General features: G+C 63.6%; 23 protein-coding genes and 1 pseudogene. 18 read left to right on the top strand and 6 right to left on the bottom strand.

Annotated features, from left to right (window positions below):
- The 3 genes and pseudogenes from tnpB to ATI53_RS20235 all read left to right on the top strand — a co-directional run.
- Positions 1–298 (top strand): IS66 family insertion sequence element accessory protein TnpB (gene tnpB / locus ATI53_RS20245; RefSeq protein ID WP_146609975.1); only part of this gene is annotated, 298 nt, incomplete at its 5' end.
- A 59-nt stretch (positions 299–357) separates the two neighbouring features.
- Positions 358–552: pseudogene (locus ATI53_RS20240) on the top strand (IS66 family transposase); the annotation flags it as partial.
- Complete coding sequence (locus ATI53_RS20235; protein ID WP_083840563.1) at positions 530–649, top strand: DUF4174 domain-containing protein; 120 nt, start codon at positions 530–532, stop codon at positions 647–649. The pseudogene ATI53_RS20240 and the gene ATI53_RS20235, both read left to right, overlap by 23 nt.
- 63 nt (positions 650–712) lie before the next feature.
- Here the strand turns inward: ATI53_RS20235 and ggpS are convergent, their stop codons facing one another.
- From ggpS to ATI53_RS20220, 3 genes are read right to left on the bottom strand one after another with little or no spacing between them, the layout of a single operon-like run.
- On the bottom strand, positions 713–2,224 hold the full coding sequence (gene ggpS, locus ATI53_RS20230; protein ID WP_009502918.1) for a glucosylglycerol-phosphate synthase: 1,512 nt from the start codon (positions 2,222–2,224) through the stop codon (positions 713–715).
- 3 nt (positions 2,225–2,227) lie between these two features.
- Positions 2,228–3,007 carry an HAD-IIB family hydrolase gene (locus ATI53_RS20225; protein ID WP_009502919.1) on the bottom strand — a complete coding sequence of 260 codons (780 nt, stop codon included), beginning with the start codon at positions 3,005–3,007 and terminating at the stop codon, positions 2,228–2,230.
- Complete coding sequence (locus tag ATI53_RS20220) at positions 3,004–4,137, bottom strand: NAD(P)H-dependent glycerol-3-phosphate dehydrogenase (RefSeq protein ID WP_111551206.1); 1,134 nt, start codon at positions 4,135–4,137, stop codon at positions 3,004–3,006. The genes ATI53_RS20225 and ATI53_RS20220 overlap by 4 nt, the downstream gene beginning before the upstream one ends.
- A 145-nt stretch (positions 4,138–4,282) precedes the next feature.
- Here ATI53_RS20220 and ATI53_RS23050 point away from each other — a divergent pair, with 145 nt between their 5' ends.
- Positions 4,283–4,579 (top strand): hypothetical protein, encoded by a 297-nt coding sequence (locus ATI53_RS23050; RefSeq protein WP_146609974.1) that lies wholly within the window; start codon positions 4,283–4,285, stop codon positions 4,577–4,579.
- Positions 4,576–5,487, top strand: coding sequence for a UTP--glucose-1-phosphate uridylyltransferase (locus tag ATI53_RS20215; protein WP_009502921.1), 912 nt, complete (start codon positions 4,576–4,578; stop codon positions 5,485–5,487). Before ATI53_RS23050 ends, ATI53_RS20215 begins: the two co-directional genes overlap by 4 nt.
- Positions 5,488–5,797: 310 nt before the next feature.
- On the opposite strand, the gene ATI53_RS20210 is transcribed toward ATI53_RS20215, so the two are convergent.
- Positions 5,798–6,451 (bottom strand): PAS domain-containing protein, encoded by a 654-nt coding sequence (locus ATI53_RS20210; protein WP_223866074.1) that lies wholly within the window; start codon positions 6,449–6,451, stop codon positions 5,798–5,800.
- A gap of 278 nt (positions 6,452–6,729) precedes the next feature.
- On the opposite strand from ATI53_RS20210, the gene ATI53_RS20205 reads away from it, so the two are divergent.
- From ATI53_RS20205 to tsf, 12 genes are all read left to right on the top strand, one after another.
- On the top strand, positions 6,730–7,620 hold the full coding sequence (locus tag ATI53_RS20205; RefSeq protein WP_170134632.1) for a YicC/YloC family endoribonuclease: 891 nt from the start codon (positions 6,730–6,732) through the stop codon (positions 7,618–7,620).
- A 4-nt stretch (positions 7,621–7,624) separates the two neighbouring features.
- Positions 7,625–8,278 carry a guanylate kinase gene (gene gmk / locus ATI53_RS20200; RefSeq protein WP_009502925.1) on the top strand — a complete coding sequence of 218 codons (654 nt, stop codon included), beginning with the start codon at positions 7,625–7,627 and terminating at the stop codon, positions 8,276–8,278.
- The gene (locus ATI53_RS20195) at positions 8,275–8,796 is read left to right on the top strand and encodes a gamma carbonic anhydrase family protein (protein WP_009502926.1); all 522 of its coding nucleotides are present in this window, start codon (positions 8,275–8,277) and stop codon (positions 8,794–8,796) included. Before gmk ends, ATI53_RS20195 begins: the two co-directional genes overlap by 4 nt.
- Before the next feature lie 160 nt (positions 8,797–8,956).
- On the top strand, positions 8,957–9,997 hold the full coding sequence (locus ATI53_RS20190) for a sensor histidine kinase (RefSeq protein WP_111551205.1): 1,041 nt from the start codon (positions 8,957–8,959) through the stop codon (positions 9,995–9,997).
- A 327-nt stretch (positions 9,998–10,324) separates the two neighbouring features.
- Positions 10,325–11,365 (top strand): substrate-binding domain-containing protein, encoded by a 1,041-nt coding sequence (locus ATI53_RS20185; RefSeq protein ID WP_009502929.1) that lies wholly within the window; start codon positions 10,325–10,327, stop codon positions 11,363–11,365.
- Positions 11,366–11,463: 98 nt separating this feature from the next.
- Positions 11,464–12,921 (top strand): phosphate ABC transporter permease subunit PstC, encoded by a 1,458-nt coding sequence (gene pstC, locus ATI53_RS20180; RefSeq protein ID WP_009502930.1) that lies wholly within the window; start codon positions 11,464–11,466, stop codon positions 12,919–12,921.
- A complete protein-coding gene (gene pstA, locus ATI53_RS20175; RefSeq protein WP_111551204.1) occupies positions 12,918–14,267 on the top strand; it encodes a phosphate ABC transporter permease PstA in 1,350 nt (449 codons plus the stop codon). Before pstC ends, pstA begins: the two co-directional genes overlap by 4 nt.
- 35 nt (positions 14,268–14,302) lie before the next feature.
- Positions 14,303–15,100 carry a phosphate ABC transporter ATP-binding protein PstB gene (pstB, locus tag ATI53_RS20170; protein ID WP_009502933.1) on the top strand — a complete coding sequence of 266 codons (798 nt, stop codon included), beginning with the start codon at positions 14,303–14,305 and terminating at the stop codon, positions 15,098–15,100.
- A gap of 5 nt (positions 15,101–15,105) precedes the next feature.
- Positions 15,106–15,840, top strand: coding sequence for a phosphate signaling complex protein PhoU (gene phoU / locus ATI53_RS20165; RefSeq protein ID WP_009502934.1), 735 nt, complete (start codon positions 15,106–15,108; stop codon positions 15,838–15,840).
- A gap of 5 nt (positions 15,841–15,845) precedes the next feature.
- Complete coding sequence (gene phoB / locus ATI53_RS20160; protein ID WP_009502935.1) at positions 15,846–16,535, top strand: phosphate regulon transcriptional regulator PhoB; 690 nt, start codon at positions 15,846–15,848, stop codon at positions 16,533–16,535.
- Positions 16,536–16,742: 207 nt separating this feature from the next.
- Positions 16,743–17,507, top strand: a complete 765-nt coding sequence (rpsB, locus tag ATI53_RS20155; RefSeq protein ID WP_009502936.1) for a 30S ribosomal protein S2 — start codon at positions 16,743–16,745, stop codon at positions 17,505–17,507.
- Positions 17,508–17,646: 139 nt separating this feature from the next.
- Positions 17,647–18,528 carry a translation elongation factor Ts gene (gene tsf / locus ATI53_RS20150; RefSeq protein WP_111551203.1) on the top strand — a complete coding sequence of 294 codons (882 nt, stop codon included), beginning with the start codon at positions 17,647–17,649 and terminating at the stop codon, positions 18,526–18,528.
- Positions 18,529–19,005: 477 nt separating this feature from the next.
- Here the strand turns inward: tsf and ATI53_RS20145 are convergent, their stop codons facing one another.
- Positions 19,006–19,770: a LuxR family transcriptional regulator gene (locus ATI53_RS20145; RefSeq protein WP_009502940.1), complete on the bottom strand. Its 765-nt coding sequence runs from the start codon at positions 19,768–19,770 to the stop codon at positions 19,006–19,008.
- A complete protein-coding gene (gene aroQ / locus ATI53_RS20140; protein WP_009502941.1) occupies positions 19,767–20,210 on the bottom strand; it encodes a type II 3-dehydroquinate dehydratase in 444 nt (147 codons plus the stop codon). The genes ATI53_RS20145 and aroQ overlap by 4 nt, the downstream gene beginning before the upstream one ends.
- Before the next feature lie 237 nt (positions 20,211–20,447).
- Between aroQ and ATI53_RS20135 the strand changes: the two genes are divergently transcribed.
- Positions 20,448–20,717: helix-turn-helix domain-containing protein (locus ATI53_RS20135; RefSeq protein WP_146609973.1), on the top strand; the 270-nt coding region annotated here is incomplete at its 3' end.

Raw genomic sequence — 20,717 nt, 5'->3', positions numbered from 1 at the left:
CAGCGCCAGCGTGTTCATGCCGCGCCGCATGTCGGTCCAGCAGGGGCTCGGGCGCGATCCACATGCCGGGGAGGTCTTCTGCTTGCGCGGCCGCAAGGGCGACTTGGTCAAGCCGCTCTGGCACGACGGCGTGGGCATGTCGCTCTATATCAAGGGGCTGGAGGCCGGGAAGTTCATTTGGCCGGGCAGCGGCACCGGCGAAGCGGTTCAGATCTCGGCGGCCCAACTCGGCTGTCTCCTGGAGGGGATGGACTGGCGCAATCCGCGCTGGACCCAACGCCCGACCAAGGCGGGATAAAACCCTGCAAAACTCCATATTTTGTCGGGCGTTTCGCCAGCTCGGGGTATGCTTCGGGCATGTCCGGTACCGCCTCCGAGATGGCCCGACTGCGCGCTGCCCTGGTGGCGTCGGAAGCCCGTGCCGAGGCCGCCGAGAGCGAGCTGGCGCAGGCCCGGGCGGTGGTCTCGACCTCCGAGGCCATGATCGAGCACCTCAAGCTGGAGATCGCCAAACTCCGGCGGGTTCAAGCTGGTACTGATCGGCAAGGACGGCGGCATCGAGCTGGAAGAACGCGATGTTCTGACACCGCAGAACCTGTTCGCGGTGATCGACCGGATGCCCATGCGACACCGTGAAATCGCGGGCTGATCTGAATCGCAAAAGGGCGGGCCCGGATTGGCCCGCCCTTTTCATTTCGGGATCGCTGCGACCTCAGGCGATCTCGGATTCCTTGGCGGACTTGCGGCCGAAATCCTCGGGGGACAGAAGCGCAAGCTGCTCTGCGGCCCAATGGCGGGTGTCGCGCTTGTCGACCGACGCGCGCAGCAATTCCATCCGGGCACGGCGTTCGTCTTCGGGCATGTCGAGCGCAAGGTCGATGGCGAAATCCATCGCACGGCTGGAAAACGGGTTGGTCAGCACGGCGGCCCCCATTTCGACGGCAGCCCCGGCAAATTCCGACAGCACCAGCACGCCGTCCCCGTCGTTGCGCGCCGCCACATACTCCTTGCAGACAAGGTTCATGCCGTCTGCAAGCGGCGTGATCCAGGCCACATCGGCTACCTGATACCAGGCCACCAGCTCTTCGAACGGGACCGCGCGGCTGATAAGCGCCACGGGCTGAAAGGTAAAGCTGCCAAAGCGTCCGTTGATGCGGCCCGCGATTTCTTCCAGCTCCTTCTGGATCGGCTCATAGACCGTCATCGCCCGGTTTGCCGGCACCGAAACATGCAGCAGGCGCACCGTGCCGCGCAGTTCCGGGCGTCGTTCCAGCAGACGTTCGAACGCCAGAAGCTGATCGGCGCCGCCCTTGGTGTAATCGGTCCGCCCGACAGACAACAGAACGCGGGTGTCGCCGATTTCGCTGCGGAACCGCGCGGCCAGCTCGGCGGTCTTGTCCGACCCCGCGAGGCTTTTGATATACTCCACATCCACGCCGACCGGCGTCACGCCCAGTTGCACCACGCGATCCTCGGTGCGAATTTCGGTTGGAACCGTGCGGTCGGACAGGGCCGAACCTTCGGCGATCATGTCCGGTTCGACCTTGACGCGCGGCACCGCGCCGACATCTTCCAGCGAACGCACGCAACTCACGAAGTTCGACGCATAACGCGGAATGTGAAAGCCGACCACATCGCACGACAGCAGCGAGCCGATGATCTCGGCGCGCCAGGGCAGCACGTTGAACATGTCGGCCGCCGGAAAGGGCGTGTGGTGATAAAACGAGATCCGCACATCGGGGCGCATCTGACGCAGGTAACCGGGCACCAGCCACAGGTTGTAGTCATGCACCCAGACCGAGGCGCCGGGTGCGGCCTCGGCGGCGGCCGCTTCGGCGAACGCCCAGTTCACTTCCTTGAAAGTTGCCCAATCGACCGGGTCGTAGTTGTATTTTTCCTTGAACCCGTGAAGGATCGGCCAGAACGCTTCTTTCGACGTGACGTGGTAGAAGCTTTTGACCTGCGCGCCCGTCAGCGGCAGCCGATAGACCGTGTACTTGCCGAAGCTGTCTTCGATGTTGATGACACGGTCAAACTGGGGGTTCGAGGTGTCCTCGGTTTCCTTCCACGCGACCCAAGCCGCGTTGTCGACCTTGCCGAAAAAGCTTTTCAGTGTCGGAACAATGCCATTCGGGCTTTTGTTGTCGCGATACTCGATCTGTCCATCCACCTCGACCTCGTCGTAGGGCTGGCGGTGATAGACGATGACCAGGTCACTGGGCATGGCTTACGCTCCTTCCGGAAGGGGGTGAAGATCAAACGCGCCGACAGCCTCAAGGATGCCCGCGGCACCGATCGCCTCGGCGGTGTGGACCTGCGACAGCCCCGAAACCTGGTCCAGCAGATCCTGTTCGGCGCCGCCCACGGCCACCGCGCGCAGGCCGCATTGCAGCATGGACAGGTCGTTCAGCGTGTCGCCGGCGGCCAGAACACGGTCTTCCTCGATCCCGAGGTGGGCAACGAGGCGGCGCAGCGACGGGCCCTTCGAGATGCCGCGCGGCAGAACATCGAAATAGCGGTTGTCGGACACAAGCGGATCGTGGCCGATGTCACGGATTTTTTGATGCGCGCTTGCGTCAAAGGTCGAGGCGTCCAGATCATAGCTGACCCTGTAGCGGAAATCGGTCGGTTGCAGCGTCAGGCCCGGATGCCCGGCCAGCGCCGCGCGCACGGTGTCGCCCGCATCGGCCCAGGTGTCGGCGATCTCGACCTCGAGCGGTTCGATGGGGTGGATCGTGCCGTCCTGAACACGGGCGATGGTGGTGCCGACATCGCCCACCACATATTCGGGCCAGGGCACACCGGCGTCACACAATTCGCGGATGAATTTCGGATCGCGCCCAGTCACGAAGATCAATCCGATGCTCTGGCGGTTGGCTTCGATCCAATCGTAAAGTCGGGCGCGATCCTGTTCGGACCCGCCCAGAAACGTACCATCCAGATCGGTGGCCAGAACGAAACGGCAGCCGGCGATGTCGCGGCCATGGGGGTGGTGATCCAGGCTCATGCAGGGTCTCCCTCGTGGGGGTGAAGCGTGATATCGAGCGCGCGCGGCTCGCCCTCGATGGGGCGGGACCAGAGCGCCCGAAATGTCTCGGCAAGGGGGGCGCCTTCGTGGAGGACCGCATGTACCGCCTCGCAGATCGGCATCTGCACACCGACCCGATGCGCCAGATCGACCACCGAGATGGCGTTCACCTCGCCCTCGACCACGGTGGGCTTGCCGTCAAAGCAGGCTTCCCGCGGGATGCCCTTGCCCAGTTGCGTGCCCAGCGACATGTTGCGCGATGTCGTCGACGAACAGGTCAGTGTCAGGTCTCCGGCACCGGAAAGACCGGTCACGGTTTCCCGTTTTCCACCAAGGGCTTCTGCCAGAAACTTCATCTCGTCCATGCCGCGCGTGATCAATGCCGCGCGGGTGTTTTCGGCAAAGCCGGCGCCGGTCATCATACCACAGGCGATGGCGACGACGTTCTTGACGGCGCCGCCGACCTCGACCCCGACAAGATCGTCGGACACATAGGGGCGAAACGCCTGCGTTTGCATCGTCAGGGCCAGACGCGCGGCGGGGGCGCGTTCCGGGGCGATACGGTCGTGGTGGCCAAAGGGAAACGCCACGGTTGCGGCGGTCGGGTGGCCCAGCGCGGTTTCATGAGCGAAGGTCGGTCCGGACAGTGCCCCGACCGGGTGGCCGGGCAGTTCCTCCTCGACGACGTGGCTGAGCAGATATCCCGTTCCCCGTTCGATGCCCTTGCAGCACAGCGCGATGGGAATACCGGTCGGAAGATAAGGACGCATCGCGCGGGTGATGTCGCGCAATGTATGCGACGGGGTGACGAGCAGCACAGCCTCGGCGCCGTCCAGCGCATGGGCAAGATCGGAGGTCGCGGTCATCCGCTCGGGCAGGTCGATGCCTGGCAGATGGTCCGGGTTCCGGTGCGTCTGGTTGATGGTCTGGGCAAGGCTGTCTCGCCGTCCCCACAGGCGCGTGTCGCAGCCGGCGGTCGCGGCGACCGAGGCAAGCGCGGTGCCCCAGCTGCCCATACCGATCACGGCAAGGCGGGCGTAGGGTTCGGCGCGTTTGGGCAGGCTGCCGTCGATGCGCGAGGGCGGGATGTTCAATTTTTGTCCGTCCATAATAATGTGCCGGCGCTGTCAGCAAGCGCGCGGGCCGATTGGATATCTCCATATTGTCTCTGGTTGGTAACGCATGACTACCGGTGCGGTTCCGCTGAACCAAGGGTGGACCGGCATTTTTCTGCGACTGCATGGCGAATGTCGCATGCGCCTGAAATTTAGGCAAAATATGCACCGCTTCGGCGCGATTCCGGGCGATATGAGTCCGGTTTTCACAGCTTCCAACGGTTTTTTCGGCGCGGTCCGGGGTTGCATTGGCAAGCCCTTGAAAACCGGCGGTTTCACAAAGCGCGTATTTTCAGAGGGTTGCCGGTGGAACCGCAGGCTTCCACGCTGCGTTGTTTTGACAGATGTCGAAAAGGACATAGACTCTTACGCAATTGCCGCAATGCGGCGAGGGCCGCCTGTTCCGGCCTGCACCGACAAGGAGACACCGTCGTGATCACCCCCAGCCCCAGGGTACGCCAGAAAGTACGCACCGCGATTTTCCCGGTTGCCGGTCTTGGAACCCGCTTCCTTCCGGCCACCAAGGCAACGCCGAAAGAACTGTTGCCGGTGCTCGACAAGCCGCTGCTACAATTCGCCATGGATGAGGCCCGCGAGGCCGGCATCGAACGGATGATCTTTGTGTCGCACCCCTCCAAGAGCGCCATCGAACGCTATGTCCATCAGGACGACGAGCTATGCGATACCCTGCGGTCCAAGGGCAAGCACGGGATCGCGGATCGGCTCGACAGCGATGCGATCGACCCCAAGGCGGAACAGGCGCATTTCGTCATGCAGCCCGAACCGCTTGGGCTGGGACATGCGGTGCTGTGCGCGGCGGATGACGTCTTGCCGGGTCCTGTTGCCGTGATCCTGCCTGACGATCTGATCGTGGGCGAAACCGGCTGCATCAAGGAAATGATCGAAGCCTATGAGGCGGGCGGTCCGGGTCACATGGTCGCGACGATGGAGGTGGCGCGCAGCGAAGTCAGCGCCTACGGCGTTCTCGACCCCATCGGTAACCCCAAGGGCAAAAGCGTAAACGCCCGTGGCATGGTGGAAAAGCCCGACGCCGACGAGGCGCCGTCGCTGCACGCGGTGGTCGGGCGCTATGTGCTGGACGCGTCGATCTTTGACGATCTGCGCAGCCAGAAGCCTGGAATGGGCGGAGAGATCCAGCTGACCGACGCGATTGCCAAGGGTATCGACCGGGTCGGGCTGTGTGGGTTCCGTTTCAGCGGTCAGCGTTTTGACTGTGGTAACAAGGCCGGCATGCTGCGTGCAACGCTTGCCTTTGCCGGGCGCCGCCCGGAATTCCACTCGGTGCTTTCGGAACACGCGTCTCTGGCGATGGCTGCCGAATAAACTCCCGCGATTTGAACGCCGTGCAGCGCCGCCTTCGGGCGGCGTTTTTGCATGCGCGTGCGATACCGTAGCCGTCAAGGCGCCGGGCACCGCGCTATTTCCATTTCCTATGGGTCTACGAAACCAAAACCATTTGACCGGATTCAGGTTGCGGTTCCACCGCAATGCCCCGCGCCGAATAAGCGGTTTGACGCGGCTGGCACCCGTAAAAAAGGCCCCCGCCGGATTCTCCGTACGGGGGATAAGACAGGCAGCGCGGGCTGTAAGGACGAATGCCCCGCGCAACCGATGCGATAGACGTCGATGTCGTTCAGTCGTTGGACACGATGAGCCGCAGGTGCGGATGTCGGGCCTTGCGCGGCTGGTGATCGAACGCGGCGTCCGGTTCGGACAACTCGGACAGCCGCTTGGGCAGCGGCGCGGTCAGGACCGGGGCCGCTTCGGGGGCGCGGGCGGACAGCGCGGGTTCGACCTCGCAAGAGGTGATGGTGAACCGGCGCGGGGTGCGACCGATCCGGCCCGTGGTCACCAGCACGCCGATCAACCGCGTCATGTCGCCCATATCCGAGCGCAGGGGCAGGATCAGCAGATGGCCTTCCAACGCGCTTTTGCCAAAGCCTTCTTCGGCGGCGATGTCCATACGCACCACGGCACCTTCAGAGAATACCCTGGACAGGGCATCGCCCAGCCGGTCGCGCGCTTCGGGGGTGAACAGCGCCGAAAGCGGCATCCCGCCGGTTTCCATCCCCATGAGATCGTTCAGATGCGTTCCCGCCACGCGCAGCTTTGCAAGGCTCGGCGCGATGCGTTCGCCCAGAAAGGCGAATTCCAGCGCGCTTTCGATGCCGCGCGGGTCGATCTGGCTGCGTAGGGGGACCTCGCCGTTCTGCCCGGACAGACCCTGCCAGTAGCTTTCCAGAAGACGCAGCGGCGCCATCCGTTTTTGCTTTTCGCGATCGGTCATCGACACAATGCCTTGTCCGTTTCCACCCTTACCGAACATTTGCGCACTCCTTAATTCTGTTGCGCAGCACGGTCGGAGCCCCCGTTCCAACTTGCTACCGTTTGTTTCGTCTTGAGTCTGAACTTAGCTCAAATACGACCCAATTTCGCCCCAATTGTGATTGAAAGGTTAACGCGGGCGGGGTTCGGCAGCCAGTTGCACTAGGTAATTCTAGCTTGTATGGCCCTAATAACCAGCATTTTCCATAAAATTGTCCAGTTAAAGAAAAGGAGGCTAAAATGCGGCATTCAATGACCGGATTTGCATCCAGAAGTGGCGAAAACGCCGATCTGCGCTGGATATGGGAGCTGCGCGGGGTGAACGGCAAGGGGCTGGATCTGCGATTCCGCCTGCCGGACTGGATCGACGGGCTGGAACCGCAGGCGCGGGCGTTGCTGGGCAAGCGCCTTGCGCGGGGCAATGTTCAGGTGTCGTTGCGGGTCGCCGGCGCGGCGGACGATGCCGCACCCGCGCTTGACGAGGCCGGGCTTGCGCGCGTGCTCGATGCAATGGCGCGGATCGAGGCTGCCGCCGGCCGGCAGGGGCTGGCGCTGGCGCCGTCGAGCGCGGCGGATCTCGTGGCCTTGCGCGGCGTGATGACGGTCGGGCAGGGCCAGCGCGACAGCGCGGCGCTGTGCAAGCTGCTGATGGCCGAACTGGACGCGGCGCTGGACGATTTCGTGGCGATGCGCGCCGCCGAAGGCGCCGCGTTGGGCGCGGTGCTGGGCGTCCGGCTTGCGCAGATCGAAACGCTGGTGCAGGCGGCGACCGATGCGATCGAGACGCGCCGCGACGAACAGGCGGGCCGTCTGCGCGCGGCCCTGGCGCGCATCGTCGACAGCACCGACAGCCTGGACGAGGCACGCCTTGCGCAGGAACTTGCCCTGATCGCGGTGAAATCCGATGTCACCGAAGAACTCGACCGGCTGACCGCCCATGTCAGCGCGGCGCGCGACCTGCTGGAAGCGCCCGCGCCGGTGGGGCGCAAACTGGATTTCCTGATGCAGGAATTCAATCGCGAGGCGAACACGCTTTGCAGCAAATCCGGCTCTACCGCGTTGACGCGGATCGGACTGGACCTCAAGACGGTCATCGACCAGATGCGCGAGCAGGTTCAGAACGTGGAGTAAGCCTATGACGACGACGATGACCCGGCGGGGTCTGTTGATCATCCTGTCCTCACCTTCCGGCGCGGGGAAATCGACCCTGGCCAAGCGGATGCGGGCCTGGGACCCGTCGATCGTCTTTTCGGTCTCGGCGACGACCCGGGCACCGCGTCCGGGCGAGGTGGATGGCGAGGATTACCACTTCATGACCGATTCCGCCTTCAAGAAGGCGGTGGGACAGGGCGAGATGCTGGAACATGCGCATGTGTTCGGCAACTTTTACGGCTCCCCCAAGGGGCCGGTGCGCGATGCGATCATCGCCGGCAAGGATGTGCTGTTCGACATCGACTGGCAGGGCGCGCAGCAGATGACCAACTCCGAACTGGCGCTGCACACGCTGTCGATCTTTCTGCTGCCCCCTTCGATCGCCGAGCTCAAGCGGCGCCTTGAAGCGCGCGGGCAGGACGGGGCGGATGTGATTTCGCGCCGGATGCAGAAAAGCTGGGACGAGATTTCGCACTGGGGGTCGTATGATTTCGTGCTGGTGAACGAAAATCTCGACGCCACCGAGGCGCATCTGAAAAGTATCATCACCGCCACCCGACTGCGGCGCACGCAGCAGCCCGGCCTGCTGGATCATGTGCGCGGGTTGCAACAGGAATTCGAGGAGGGAGAAGAATGACCATTTACAGCCTGGACGGGGTCGCCCCGCAAATCGCCGCAAGCGCCTGGGTGGCGCCCGATGCCAATATCGTCGGCAAGGTCGTGCTAAGCGAGGCGTCTTCGGTCTGGTTCGCCTGCACCCTGCGCGGCGACAACGAAGAGATCCGCCTTGGCGCGGGCAGCAATCTGCAGGAAAACGTGGTCTGTCATACCGACCCCGGCTATCCGCTGATCATCGGGGCAGGGTGCACCGTCGGCCACAAGGCGATGCTGCACGGCTGCACCATCGGCGACAACAGTCTTGTGGGCATGGGGGCGACCATCCTGAACGGGGCCAGGATCGGGCGCGATTGTCTGATCGGGGCGGGGGCACTGATTTCCGAAGGCAAGGTGATTCCCGATGGCAGCCTTGTCATGGGGATGCCCGGCAAGGTCGTGCGGGCGCTGGACGAGCAAGCCATCGAAGGGCTGCGCCAGTCGGCGCTGCGCTATCAGGCCAATGCGCGGCGTTTCGCGGACGGTCTGTCGGCGCTTTGACCGCGGGCGGCGCCGTCATCAAACCGTCACGGCTGCCGGGGCATTGTCCCGCCGCATCCGGGGGCAGCGCCCCCCGGTATGCCTTGTTTGATCGAAAGACCGCCCTCATGCCGCCTTCCACCCCGCTCCGGTTCGTCCATACAGTCCGGAGCGCGCGCGGATGAGAACAGATTCGCGCCAGATCGTTGCCGCCGTGCCGCTGCCCGCGTTGCTCATCCGGCGGGATGAACGCATCGCGGCCAGCAACGCCGAGGCCACCGCGCTGCTTGGGGACGGGCTGGAGGGGCGCCATTTCATCACCGCGCTGCGCCAACCGGTTCTGCTGGACGCCATCGAGAACACGTTTCGCGACGGATCGCCCCGGCTGACCCGGTATCTGACCAGCGACGGGCGGCAGGACATCACTTACGAGGTGTCGTGCCGTGCGGTGACGCTGGAAGACGCGCCGGGCGTGATGCTGACCTTTCACGACATCACGCATCTGGAACAGGCCAGTCAGATGCGCCGCGATTTCGTGGCCAATGTCAGCCATGAGCTGCGCACGCCACTGACGGCGCTGCTGGGATTCATCGAAACGCTCAAGGGGCCCGCGCGCGACGATGCCGGCGCGCGCGATCGGTTTCTGGCAATCATGGAAACCGAGGCGGGCCGGATGGAACGGCTTGTCGGCGACCTGCTGTCGCTGAGCCGGGTCGAGGCGGAAGAGCGCGTGCGCCCGACCGATCCGGTGAACCTGTCCAACCTGATCCGGTCGGTGCTGAACGGGCTTGCGCCGCTGGCAAACGATGCCGATGTGCGCCTGGTGGCGGATCTGGCGCAAGCGGATTGCGTGGTGCCGGGCGATCCGGACCAGCTGCGCCAGGTCCTGACCAATCTGGTCGAAAACGGGGTGAAATATTCCGGGCGCGGAACCGAGGTGCGGGTCAGCCTGTCCGCGCCGGGCTTTCAGGCACGGTTGCGCGCCGATGGCGTCGAACTGGTCGTGTCGGACTCCGGGCAAGGGATCGACCCCATTCATATTCCGCGCCTGACCGAACGGTTTTACCGCATCGATACGCATCGTTCGCGCGAAAAGGGCGGCACCGGGCTGGGACTTGCCATCGTCAAGCATATCGTCAGCCGCCACCGGGGGCGACTGAAAATCGAAAGCGCGCTTGGCCAAGGTCTGACCTTGCGCATCCTGCTTCCGCTGACGGCCTGACCGGCCTGACCGATCTTACGGAACCTGTCACACAGCGTGTCGATTCGCATGCCGGGCCGCTGTTGCTGCGCAATCCGCGACCCGATTTCGCGCAATCCGATGTTGCCTGTCTCACGACGCACACCCGCCGCCGCCTGCCCCATGGCGTTGGTTTTCCTGAAGATGCGGTCGGGGGAGTTAACGCCGGATGACGGTTTTCCACCCGAGACGGGGCACTGTCATGAAACTGTTACACCCCTGTCACAAAAGCATTGCGCCAGCAGCCTAGGGCTGCGACCGAGGTTCCCGTGGGGACGGGACCCAGAAACATGTGACAGGAGCATGCCAATGCAATCCGTGAAACTCACCGCGTCGGTTCTGGCGATCGCCGCCGTTTCGGCCTCGGCCGCCGCAGCGCGCGACAACGTCCAGGTTGCCGGCTCGTCGACCGTGCTGCCCTATGCGTCAATCGTTGCCGAAGCCTTTGGCGAAAATTTCGATTTCCCGACCCCCGTGGTTGAATCGGGCGGCTCGTCGGCCGGTCTCAAGCGGTTTTGCGAGGGCGTCGGCGAGACCACCATCGACATCGCCAACGCCAGCCGCGCCATCCGCGAAAAGGAAGTCAAAGCCTGCGCCGATGCCGGTGTGACCGACATCATCGAAGTGCGGATCGGCTATGACGGCATCGTGTTCGCGTCGCAAAAAGACGGTCCCGCCTTCACCGCGTTCGAACCGGCGGACTGGTTCAATGCCATCGGCGCCAAGGTGCTGGTCGACGGCGAACTCGTCGACAACAGCTATGCAACCTGGGCCGAATTCAATGCCGACCTGCCCGAGGTCGAAATCGCGACCTTTATTCCCGGCACCAAGCACGGCACCCGTGAAGTGTTCGAGGAAAAGGTCCTGCTTCAGGGCTGCGAAGACACCGGCGCCATGGAAGCGATGATCGACTCCGGCATGTCCGAAGACGACGCCGAAGATGCCTGCATGGCGGTGCGGACCGACGGCAAGTCGGTCGACATCGACGGCGACTACACCGAAACCCTGGCCCGCATCGACAGCAACGCCAACGGCGTCGGCGTCTTTGGTCTGGCGTTCTACGAGAACAACACCGACACGCTCAAGGTCGCGACCATGTCCGGCGTCGAGCCAACCACCGAATCCATCGCCGAAGGCGAATATCCGGTGTCGCGTCCGCTGTTCTTCTACATCAAGAAGGCCCACATCGGCGTTATTCCCGGCCTGAAGGAATACGCTGAATTCTTCGTCTCGGACGAGATCGCTGGCCCCGACGGCCCGCTTGCCAACTACGGCCTCGTGTCCGACCCCGAGCTGGCCGATACCCAGAACATGGTTTCCGAAGAAGAGACCATGGGCTCGAACATGTAATCTGACCGCTGGTCGGATCACGCGGGGCGGCGGTCAGTCCGCCGCCCTGTTCCTGCCACGACGGCAGTTTTGAAATTCCGCAGATTCCCGGAGGCGCCATGCCGGTCACTTGGCTTGTTTTCATCGTGCTTGCACTGGCGCTGGCCGGCTTTGTCGCCGGTCGGGTCCGCATCGACAGCGCCGCCGGCGCCGGGCGCCCGCATTCACTTCCGAATTATTATGGCTGGAACATCGCGATCAAGGTGATGGTGCCGGCGTTTCTCGTGCTGATCTGCTGGCTGATCGTGCAGCCTTTTGTGGTGAACGGTGCCGTGACAGCCCGGTTGGGCGACAACGCCGTTCCCGACGGATCGACCATCGGGCTGGTGATGTCCGATGTGCGCCGCGTCGCCGAAGGGCTGGATGCGGCCGTGTCGCAGGGGCTGATGGGGGCAGATCAGGCATCGGACCTGCGCACGGAATTCACCAATGTGCGCGATCGCCTCGCGGAGGCGGGCGTGGCGCTGGGGTCGAACGTGACACCGCAGGTACTGGGCGCGGCGCAGACCTGGCGCGCGCTGAACGCCAACGGAATGCTGCTGATGAGCGTCGCGGTCACCGCACTGGCGCTTGCCGGGCTGGTCTGGGGCTATGTTCAGACAACCCCGGATTTCCGCGCCCGCAACACCGTTGAAAACGCCTTGCGCATCATGTTGCTGGCGGCGGCGTCCCTTGCCATTCTGACCACCATCGGCATCGTCTTTTCGCTGATCGGCAACACCATCAAGTTCTTCAGCCTGTACCCGGCCTCGGAATTCTTTGGCTCTTTCACCTGGTCGCCCAGCTTTGGCGGGGGGTCCGAACTGGGCATCTGGCCGCTGCTGTGGGGCACGCTTTATATCTCGGTCATCGCGCTGACGGTGGCCGTGCCCATCGGATTGTTCGCCGCCGTCTACCTTTCGGAATACGCAGGCCCCAGGATGCGCGCCTGGGCCAAGCCGATGCTTGAGGTGCTCGCGGGCATCCCGACCATCGTCTACGGCCTGTTCGCGCTGCTGACGGTCGGCCCGCTGCTGCTAAGCGTCTTTGGCCGCGACGGCCTTGGCTGGATGCAAGCGGGTACCGCCGTGATGACCGCCGGTCTGGTGATGGGCATCATGCTGATCCCCTTCGTCAGTTCGCTGTCGGACGACATCATCAACGCCGTGCCACAATCGCTGCGAGACGGCAGCTACGGTCTGGGGGCCACCAAGTCCGAGACCATCAAGCAGGTGATCCTGCCCGCGGCCCTTCCGGGCATCGTCGGCGCGATCCTGCTGGCCGCGAGCCGCGCCATTGGCGAGACGATGATCGTGGTGCTTGGGGCAGGGGCCGCGGCCCGCCTGTCGCTTAATCCTTTCGACGCGATGACCACCGTGACCGCCAAGATCGTCAGCCAGCTTACGGGGGATGCGGATTTCGCGTCGCCCGAGGCGCTTGTCGCCTTTGCCCTCGGCATGACGCTGTTTGTCATGACGCTGGGGCTGAATGTCTTCGCGCTATACATCGTGCGCAAATACCGGGAGCAGTACGAATGACCGACGCGACCTTCAGCGGCGACGCGCCCAAAGCCTCGGGCCTGCTTGAGGCCGACGCCCGCACCCGCCGCCGCAACGCCAGCGAAAGGCGCTTTCGCATGTACGGCCTTGCCGCCATCGGTGCGGGGATGTTCTTTCTGGTGGTGTTGCTGACCGCGATCGTCAGCAACGGCATCGGTGCATTTCAGCAGACGTTTATCGAGGTGCCGGTCTATCTGGACCCCGCAAAGCTTGACAAGAACGGCGGGCGCGACCCCGCGCAGCTGGCCAAGGTGTCGACCTTTGGCTACACGCCGCTGATCCAGACCGGTCTGTACCAGCAGGTGCGCGACGCCGGCATCGAAACCGGCTACGAAGACGCCAGGGACATGAAGGCGCTGATCTCGGCCTCGGCCGCGGCGCAGGTGCGCGATTTTGCCATCGCCAATCCCGACCGGATCGGCGACACGGTCACCTTCCGCATCCTTGCCTCGTCGCGGGTCGACGGCTACCTCAAGGGGCGGGTCAGCCGCGACAGCATCGCGCAGGACAAGAACATCGACGCCGGGCACCTTGAGCTGGTCGATGCGCTGCGCGAGGACGGCGCGCTGCGCAAGCGCTTCAACTGGGATTTCATCCTTGGGGCCGATGCGTCCGAAAGCCGCGCCGAACAGGCCGGACTGGGCGTGTCGATGCTGGGTTCGCTGTTCATGATGCTGGTGGTGCTGTTTCTGGCGCTGCCCATCGGGGTCGCCACGTCGATCTACCTGGAAGAATTCGCGCCCACCAACTGGATGACCGATTTCATCGAGGTCAACATCAGCAACCTTGCCGCCGTGCCGTCGATCGTGTTCGGTATCCTTGGCCTGGCCGTGTTCATCCAGTTTATCCACCTGCCGCAATCGGCGCCCATCGTCGGCGGTCTGACGCTGACGCTGATGACGCTGCCGACCATCGTGATTTCGACCCGCGCCGCGCTGAAAGCCGTGCCGCCGTCGATCCGCGACGCCGCGCTTGGGGTCGGCGCGTCCAAGATGCAGTCGGTGTTCCACCATGTTCTGCCGCTGGCCATGCCCGGCATCCTGACCGGCACCATCATCGGTCTGGCGCAGGCGCTTGGCGAAACCGCGCCGCTGCTGCTGATCGGCATGGTGGGTTATATCGCGACCAACTATCCCGACGGGGTGATCTCGGGCTTTCTGTCGCCGAACTCGGCCATGCCGGCGCAGATCTATGAATGGGCCAAGCGCGCGGACCCTGCCTATTACGAGCGGGCCTGGGGCGGCATCATCGTCCTGTTGGTCTTCCTGCTCATCATGAACGTGATCGCTGTCATCCTGCGCCGCAAGTTCGAACGCCGGTGGTGACCATGGATGCGACAACAGTTAAAAGGGATGAACCCATGTACGACGCACCGCTAAGGAAGACTGACGTGGAAGCTCAAACCACCAAGATCGCGGCCAGGGACGTTCAGGTCTATTATGGTGACACGCACGCAATCAAGGACGTGTCGGTCGATCTGCTCGACAAGACGGTGACCTCGTTCATCGGACCGTCGGGCTGCGGCAAGTCGACGTTTCTGCGCTGCCTCAACCGGATGAACGACACCATCGACATCTGCCGGGTCGAGGGGCTGATCTCGCTGGATGGGCAGGACATCTACGAAAAGCGCGTCGATCCAGTGCAGCTGCGCGCCAAGGTCGGCATGGTGTTTCAGAAACCCAACCCGTTCCCCAAGTCGATCTACGACAACGTGGCCTACGGCCCCAAGATCCACGGCATGGCCCGCAACAAGGCCGAGCTGGACGAGATCGTGGAAAAGGCGCTGCGCCGCGGCGCCATCTGGGACGAGGTCAAGGACCGGCTGGATGCGCCCGGCACCGGCCTGTCGGGCGGCCAGCAACAGCGCCTTTGTATCGCGCGCGCCGTCGCGACCGAACCCGAAGTGCTGTTGATGGATGAACCCTGTTCGGCGCTGGACCCCATCGCCACCGCCCAGGTCGAGGAACTGATCGACGAGCTGCGCGAGCAGTATTCGGTGGTCATCGTCACCCATTCGATGCAGCAGGCCGCGCGGGTGTCGCAGAAGACCGCGTTCTTCCACCTCGGCAACCTCGTGGAATACGGCGAGACCAGCCAGATCTTTACCAACCCCACGGACCCGCGCACCGAGTCCTACATCACCGGACGGATCGGATAAGTCTCATGAGTGATCTGAAGCAACACATCGCCTCGGCCTTCGACCGGGATCTCGAAGGCATTCAGGCGCGCATCCTCAAGATGGGGGGGCTGGTCGAAGAGGCCATTCTGGACGCCGCCAAGTCGCTGGAAACCCGCGACGAGGAACTCGCCGGCAAGGTCGTCAAGGGCGACAAGTCCATCGACGCGCTGGACGAAGAACTCAACGACGAGGCCGCGCGCCTGATCGCCCTGCGCCAGCCCGCCGCCAGCGACCTGCGCGTGGTGCTGGCGGTGATGCGCATGTCCAGCAACCTTGAGCGGATCGGCGATCTGTCCAAGAACATGGCCAAGCGCACCGGCGTTCTGGCGCAGCTTACGCAGATCAACGGGTCGACCGCCGCGCTGCGCCGCATGGCGCGCGATGTCGAACTGATGCTGAAGGATGCGCTGGATGCCTATATCCGCCGCGACGAGGCGCTTGCGCTGGATGTCATCGACCGCGACCGTGAGGTGGACCAGATGTACAACACGCTGTTCCGCGAATTCCTGACCTTTATGCTGGAAGATCCGCGCAACATAACGTCCTGCATGCATCTGCATTTCATCGCCAAGAACGTCGAACGCATGGGCGATCACGTCACCGCCATCGCCGAAGAGGTGGTGTTTCTGGCCACCGGCACCAAGCCGCACGGCGTGCGCGTCAAGGAAGACCGCACCTCTTCCGACCCGGCGCTGAGCGCCGACATCGGGATGGAGTAAGCGCAATGTCGGCGGATCAGCCCACTGTCCTCGTGGTCGAAGACGAGGCGGCGCAGCGCGAGGTGCTGCGTTATAATCTGGAGGCCGAAGGCTTTCGCGTCGCTTCTGCCGGCAACGGCGAAGAGGCGCTGGTGATGCTGCACGAGGAATCGCCCGATGTGGTGGTGCTGGACTGGATGCTGCCGAACCTGTCGGGCATCGAGGTGTGTCGCCAGATCAAGACCCGCACCGAAACGCGCGGCGTGCCGGTCATCATGCTGTCGGCGCGCTCGGAAGAAATCGACCGGGTGCGCGGGCTGGAAACCGGAGCCGATGACTATGTGGTCAAGCCCTATAGCCTGCGTGAGCTGATGGCGCGGGTCAAGGCGCAGCTGCGCCGTGCCCGTCCCGCCGCCGCCGGCCTGCAGCTGGAATACGAAGACATCCTGCTGGACGCGGAAACCCACCGGGTGATGCGCAGCGGCAAGGAGCTGAAGCTTGGGCCGACCGAATTTCGGCTGCTGTCGACCTTCATGGAAAAGCCGGGGCGGGTCTGGTCGCGCGAACAGCTTCTTGACCGGGTCTGGGGACGGGACATCTATGTCGATACCCGCACGGTCGATGTGCATATCGGCCGACTGCGCAAGGCGCTTGGCGTTCACGGCGGCGGCGACCCGCTGCGCACCGTGCGCGGTGCGGGCTATGCGCTTGGTTGACGGCCCTGTAGGGTTGGGCGGCGGCGCAACTTTTCCGCCGTTTGACCGATAACGGTTGCGCCGGGGCCGTATTGCCCGTATAGGCGCGCCCACGAACCCCGCAGGCGGGGTCGGGCCTTTGGGACAGACATCCCCATCGCGTCCACCGGTTGCCCCATCTGGGTCAAACCCCCGCCGAGGATATGAAACCGGAAAGGATACACGGACATGGCTCTTCCTGAGTTCACCATGCGCCAGCTGCTTGAAGCAGGCGTGCACTTTGGCCACCAGACGCAGCGTTGGAACCCCCGCATGGGCGAGTTCATCTATGGCGCGCGCAACGGCATCCACATCATGGATCTGACGCAGACGGTTCCGATGCTGGACGCCGCGCTGAACGCCATCCGCGACACCGTCGCCCGTGGCGGTCGCGTGCTGTTCGTCGGCACCAAGCGTCAGGCGGCGCAGCCGATCGCCGAAGCCGCTGAAAAATGCGCGCAGTATTACATGAACCACCGCTGGCTCGGCGGCACCCTGACCAACTGGCAGACCGTGTCCAAGTCGATTCAGCGTCTCAAGACCATCGACGAACAGATGGACGCCGGCGCCGAGGGCCTCACCAAGAAAGAGCGCCTTCACATGGAACGCGATCAGAGCAAGCTTCAGGCATCGCTGGGCGGCATCCGTGACATGGGCGGCGTGCCCGACATGCTGTTCGTCATCGACGTCAAGAAAGAGGCGCTCGCGATCCTCGAAGCCAAGAAGCTGGGTATCCCGGTCGTGGCCATCGTCGACACCAACTGCTCGCCCGACGGCATCGACTACATCATCCCCGGCAACGACGACGCGGCCCGCGCCATCGCGCTGTACTGCGATCTGGTGAGCCGCGCCGCCCTTGACGGTATGACCGGCCAGATGGAGGCGGCAGGCGTCGACCTTGGCGCTCTCGAAGACGCGCCCGCCGAGGAGCTGCTGGCCGACGCGCATCAGTAAGTCTTTCGGTTGCCGCGCGGGTTCGGCCCGCGCGGTGCTGCACGAAAGCTGTCGCGAAAGCGTCACGCAAGCATGACATAGGCGGCAAGACCCGGGGCAGGGCCGGCCGCACCGAACCATTCGAGAGGGAGCCGATACCATGGCGATCACTGCTGCACAGGTGAAAGAACTGCGCGAAATGACCGGCGCGGGCATGATGGATGCCAAGAAGGCGCTGACCGAGACTGACGGCGACATGGAAGCGGCCGTCGACTGGCTGCGCACCAAGGGTCTTGCCAAGGCCGCCAAGAAGTCGGGCCGCACCGCTGCCGAAGGGCTTGTGGCCGTCGAGGTCGCCGACGGCACGGGTGTCGCGGTCGAGGTGAACGCCGAGACCGATTTCGTTGCCAAGAACGCCGAGTTCCAGGAAATGGTCGCGGGCATCGCCAGGGCCGCAACCGGAGTCGACAGTGTCGCGGCGCTGGCCGATGCGGACATGGGGGGCAAGAAGGTCTCCGAGGTGCTGACCGACAAGATCGCCAAGATCGGCGAGAACATGACTCTGCGCCGTATGGCCAAGGTCGAAGGCGAAACCGTCGCGACCTATGTCCACAACCCCGCCGCACCTGGCCTGGGCCAGATCGGCGTGATCGTCGCGATGACCGGCGGTGACGAAGCGTTCGGCAAGCAGGTCGCCATGCATGTGGCCGCCGCAGACCCGCGTCCGCAGGCGCTGAACGCCGACGCGCTGGACCCGGCAATCGTCGAGAAAGAGCGTCAGGTTCAGATCGACATCGCGCGCGAGTCGGGTAAGCCCGAAGCTGTCATCGAAAAGATGATCGAGGGCCGCATGAAGAAATTCCTGGCCGAGATCACGCTGCTGAACCAGTCTTTCGTGATCAACCCCGACCTGACCGTCGAACAGGCCGCCAAAGAGGCCGGCGCCACTATCGTGGGCTTTGTGCGCATGCAGGTGGGCGAAGGCATCGAGAAGGAAAAGGAAGACTTCGCAGCCGAGGTCGCCAAAGCCGCGCAGGGCTGATGGCCTGCGCAGGGCCGCGGCCCTGAAAGCTGCCACTGAGACACAACGGAGCCGCCTTACGGGCGGCTCCGTTTGCCGTTTCGGCCTGCCGTCGAATTGGGGATGATGTCAGAGTGTGGGGGCGCGCAGATGCCGGGTCGGATCACGCTGAAATTGCGCGACCCGACCCGGCTCCGGTCTGCACCGGAAGACCCCAGAGCCGACGAAATCGCGAAGGATGGGCCCTTATGGTCCCAATGGCAAAAAACCACCACTCACGGAACACCCCCAGAGTGTCGATTTCAGACCGTTGGGGAAAGTGGGGGATTCCAGACCTGCAAATATTTTCCCCAAAATGTCACTTTTTGCCGGGTCGATTTCGAATTCTGGAATGCACCGCGAAGTTATCATGAAACTTGGTGCAATCGGGACAGGGCGGTTCGCTGGAATCGGACCGATACGACTCGACCGAACGGTTCAGTTCCGACGCGCGGCTGCCTAGATATCTATGATGAACATCTGGTTCTGGAACGCCGCCTTTGCCACGGCCTGCGCGGTGGTTTCGACGTTCAGCGCATCGCGCGCCAGGCGCAGGTGCTTTTCGATGGTGGCCTGGGTCAGCCCCATGATCGCGGCGATGTCCTGCATGGTCTTGCCGTCGCCAACCCATTCCAGCGCCTCGCGCTGGCGTTTCGTCAGCGACTGGTTGGCCGGAACATAGGGCAGGGTGAGGATCTTGAGGTGCAAGACGTTGTTCATCAGCATGATGTCTTCGCCATGCTCGGCCCACATGCTGTCAACGTCGTGCTGCTGCGCGCCGGGTGCCGCAGTCAGCGCAATGGCGCCCTTGGTCCGGCTGGAAACCGACTGGAAGCTGATGGAATAGCCCGCCTGCACATCCTGGCTGACGTTGAACGCGATGACCTTGCGCTCGGCGTCGCCAACCATGCCCTGAGCCATCCGTTCGGCCACCACGCCCCACGAACAGGCGCCTTCGTTCTCAAGCGCCCAGTTCACCATTGGCGCGTTGCGATACAGGCCCTGACCGACGAACACGTCGGTATAGGCCGAGGTGTGATTGGTCAGCAGCACGAAATCGTCCGGATCGCCCAGCGACCTTTCCGTCCGATAGCGCGTGAACCCATACAGCAGGCGGTCGAACCCGTAATCCGCCATGAGCCCGATATGCATCGCCCAGAGATCCTCGACCGAGGCGGCGTTGGTCAGATCGAGCAGATGGCGCCGCGTGGCGGGCGAGATCACCTGAGGGCCTTCAGATGGCTTTTCATCGCATCCATCGCCAACGTGTATCCGCGTGCGCCAAAGCCGCAGATCATGCCGACCGAGACGCGCGCGATGTAACTTTTGTGGCGAAAGTCTTCGCGCGCATGAACGTTGGAAAGGTGCAGCTCGATCGCCGGGATTTCGGCAGAGCTGATCGCGTCCATCAGGGCGATGGATGTGTGGGTGTAGGCGCCGGCGTTCAGGATCAGACCGTCAAGCCGTCCGCGCGCGCCGTGGATCGCGTCGATCAGCGCGCCTTCGTGATTGCTTTGCGCGCATTCGACCGTGACGCCGATCCGCGTGGCGTGTTCGCGGCACATCGCTTCGACATCCCCAAGCGTGGTGCGCCCGTAGATCTCTGGCTGTCGGGTGCCGAGCAGGTTGAGGTTCGGGCCGTTCAGAATAAGAATGCCGGGCATATCGGTGTTCCTTGCGCCTTCACGGCGTCAGTTACCGCGTTCAAAGGCCGATTGTCCAGAATGCAGGGCTGTCCGGGCAGCGTTGGTTGGACGGTGCGACCCAATAATACCATAATACTTATTATAAGATATAGGTGTGTAAGCGCAAAGTTAAAATGCCCCGCATCTGCAAAGTAGAAGTGTCACTCTTCCCTTTCGGCGAGGAAGGATTGGAGCGTGACCGTGGGATGGGTTTTGATGAGCGAGCGCGAGCTGGATCGGGTTGAGGTTCTTAGTCAGGTGTCCCAGGGCCGCATGACGGCAGTGACGGCAGTGACGGCGGCCAATGTGCTCGGGCTGAGCCGCCGCCAGGTGCACAGGCTGCTGAAACGGTTCGAGTCTGAGGGCGCCGCTTCGATCCGGCACAAGGCACGCGGCCGACCGTCGACCCGCCGGATCGATCCCGGGCTGCGGGAATATGCCGTTTCTCTGGTTCGGGAGCAGTTTGCGGATTTTGGCCCGACGCTG

Origin of the sequence: Salipiger aestuarii (genome assembly GCF_003259905.1) — a bacterium.
Lineage (GTDB): Bacteria > Pseudomonadota > Alphaproteobacteria > Rhodobacterales > Rhodobacteraceae > Salipiger > Salipiger aestuarii.
The sequence above is the reverse complement of the archived record's forward strand: the minus strand, read 5'-3'. Positions and strand labels throughout refer to the sequence as shown.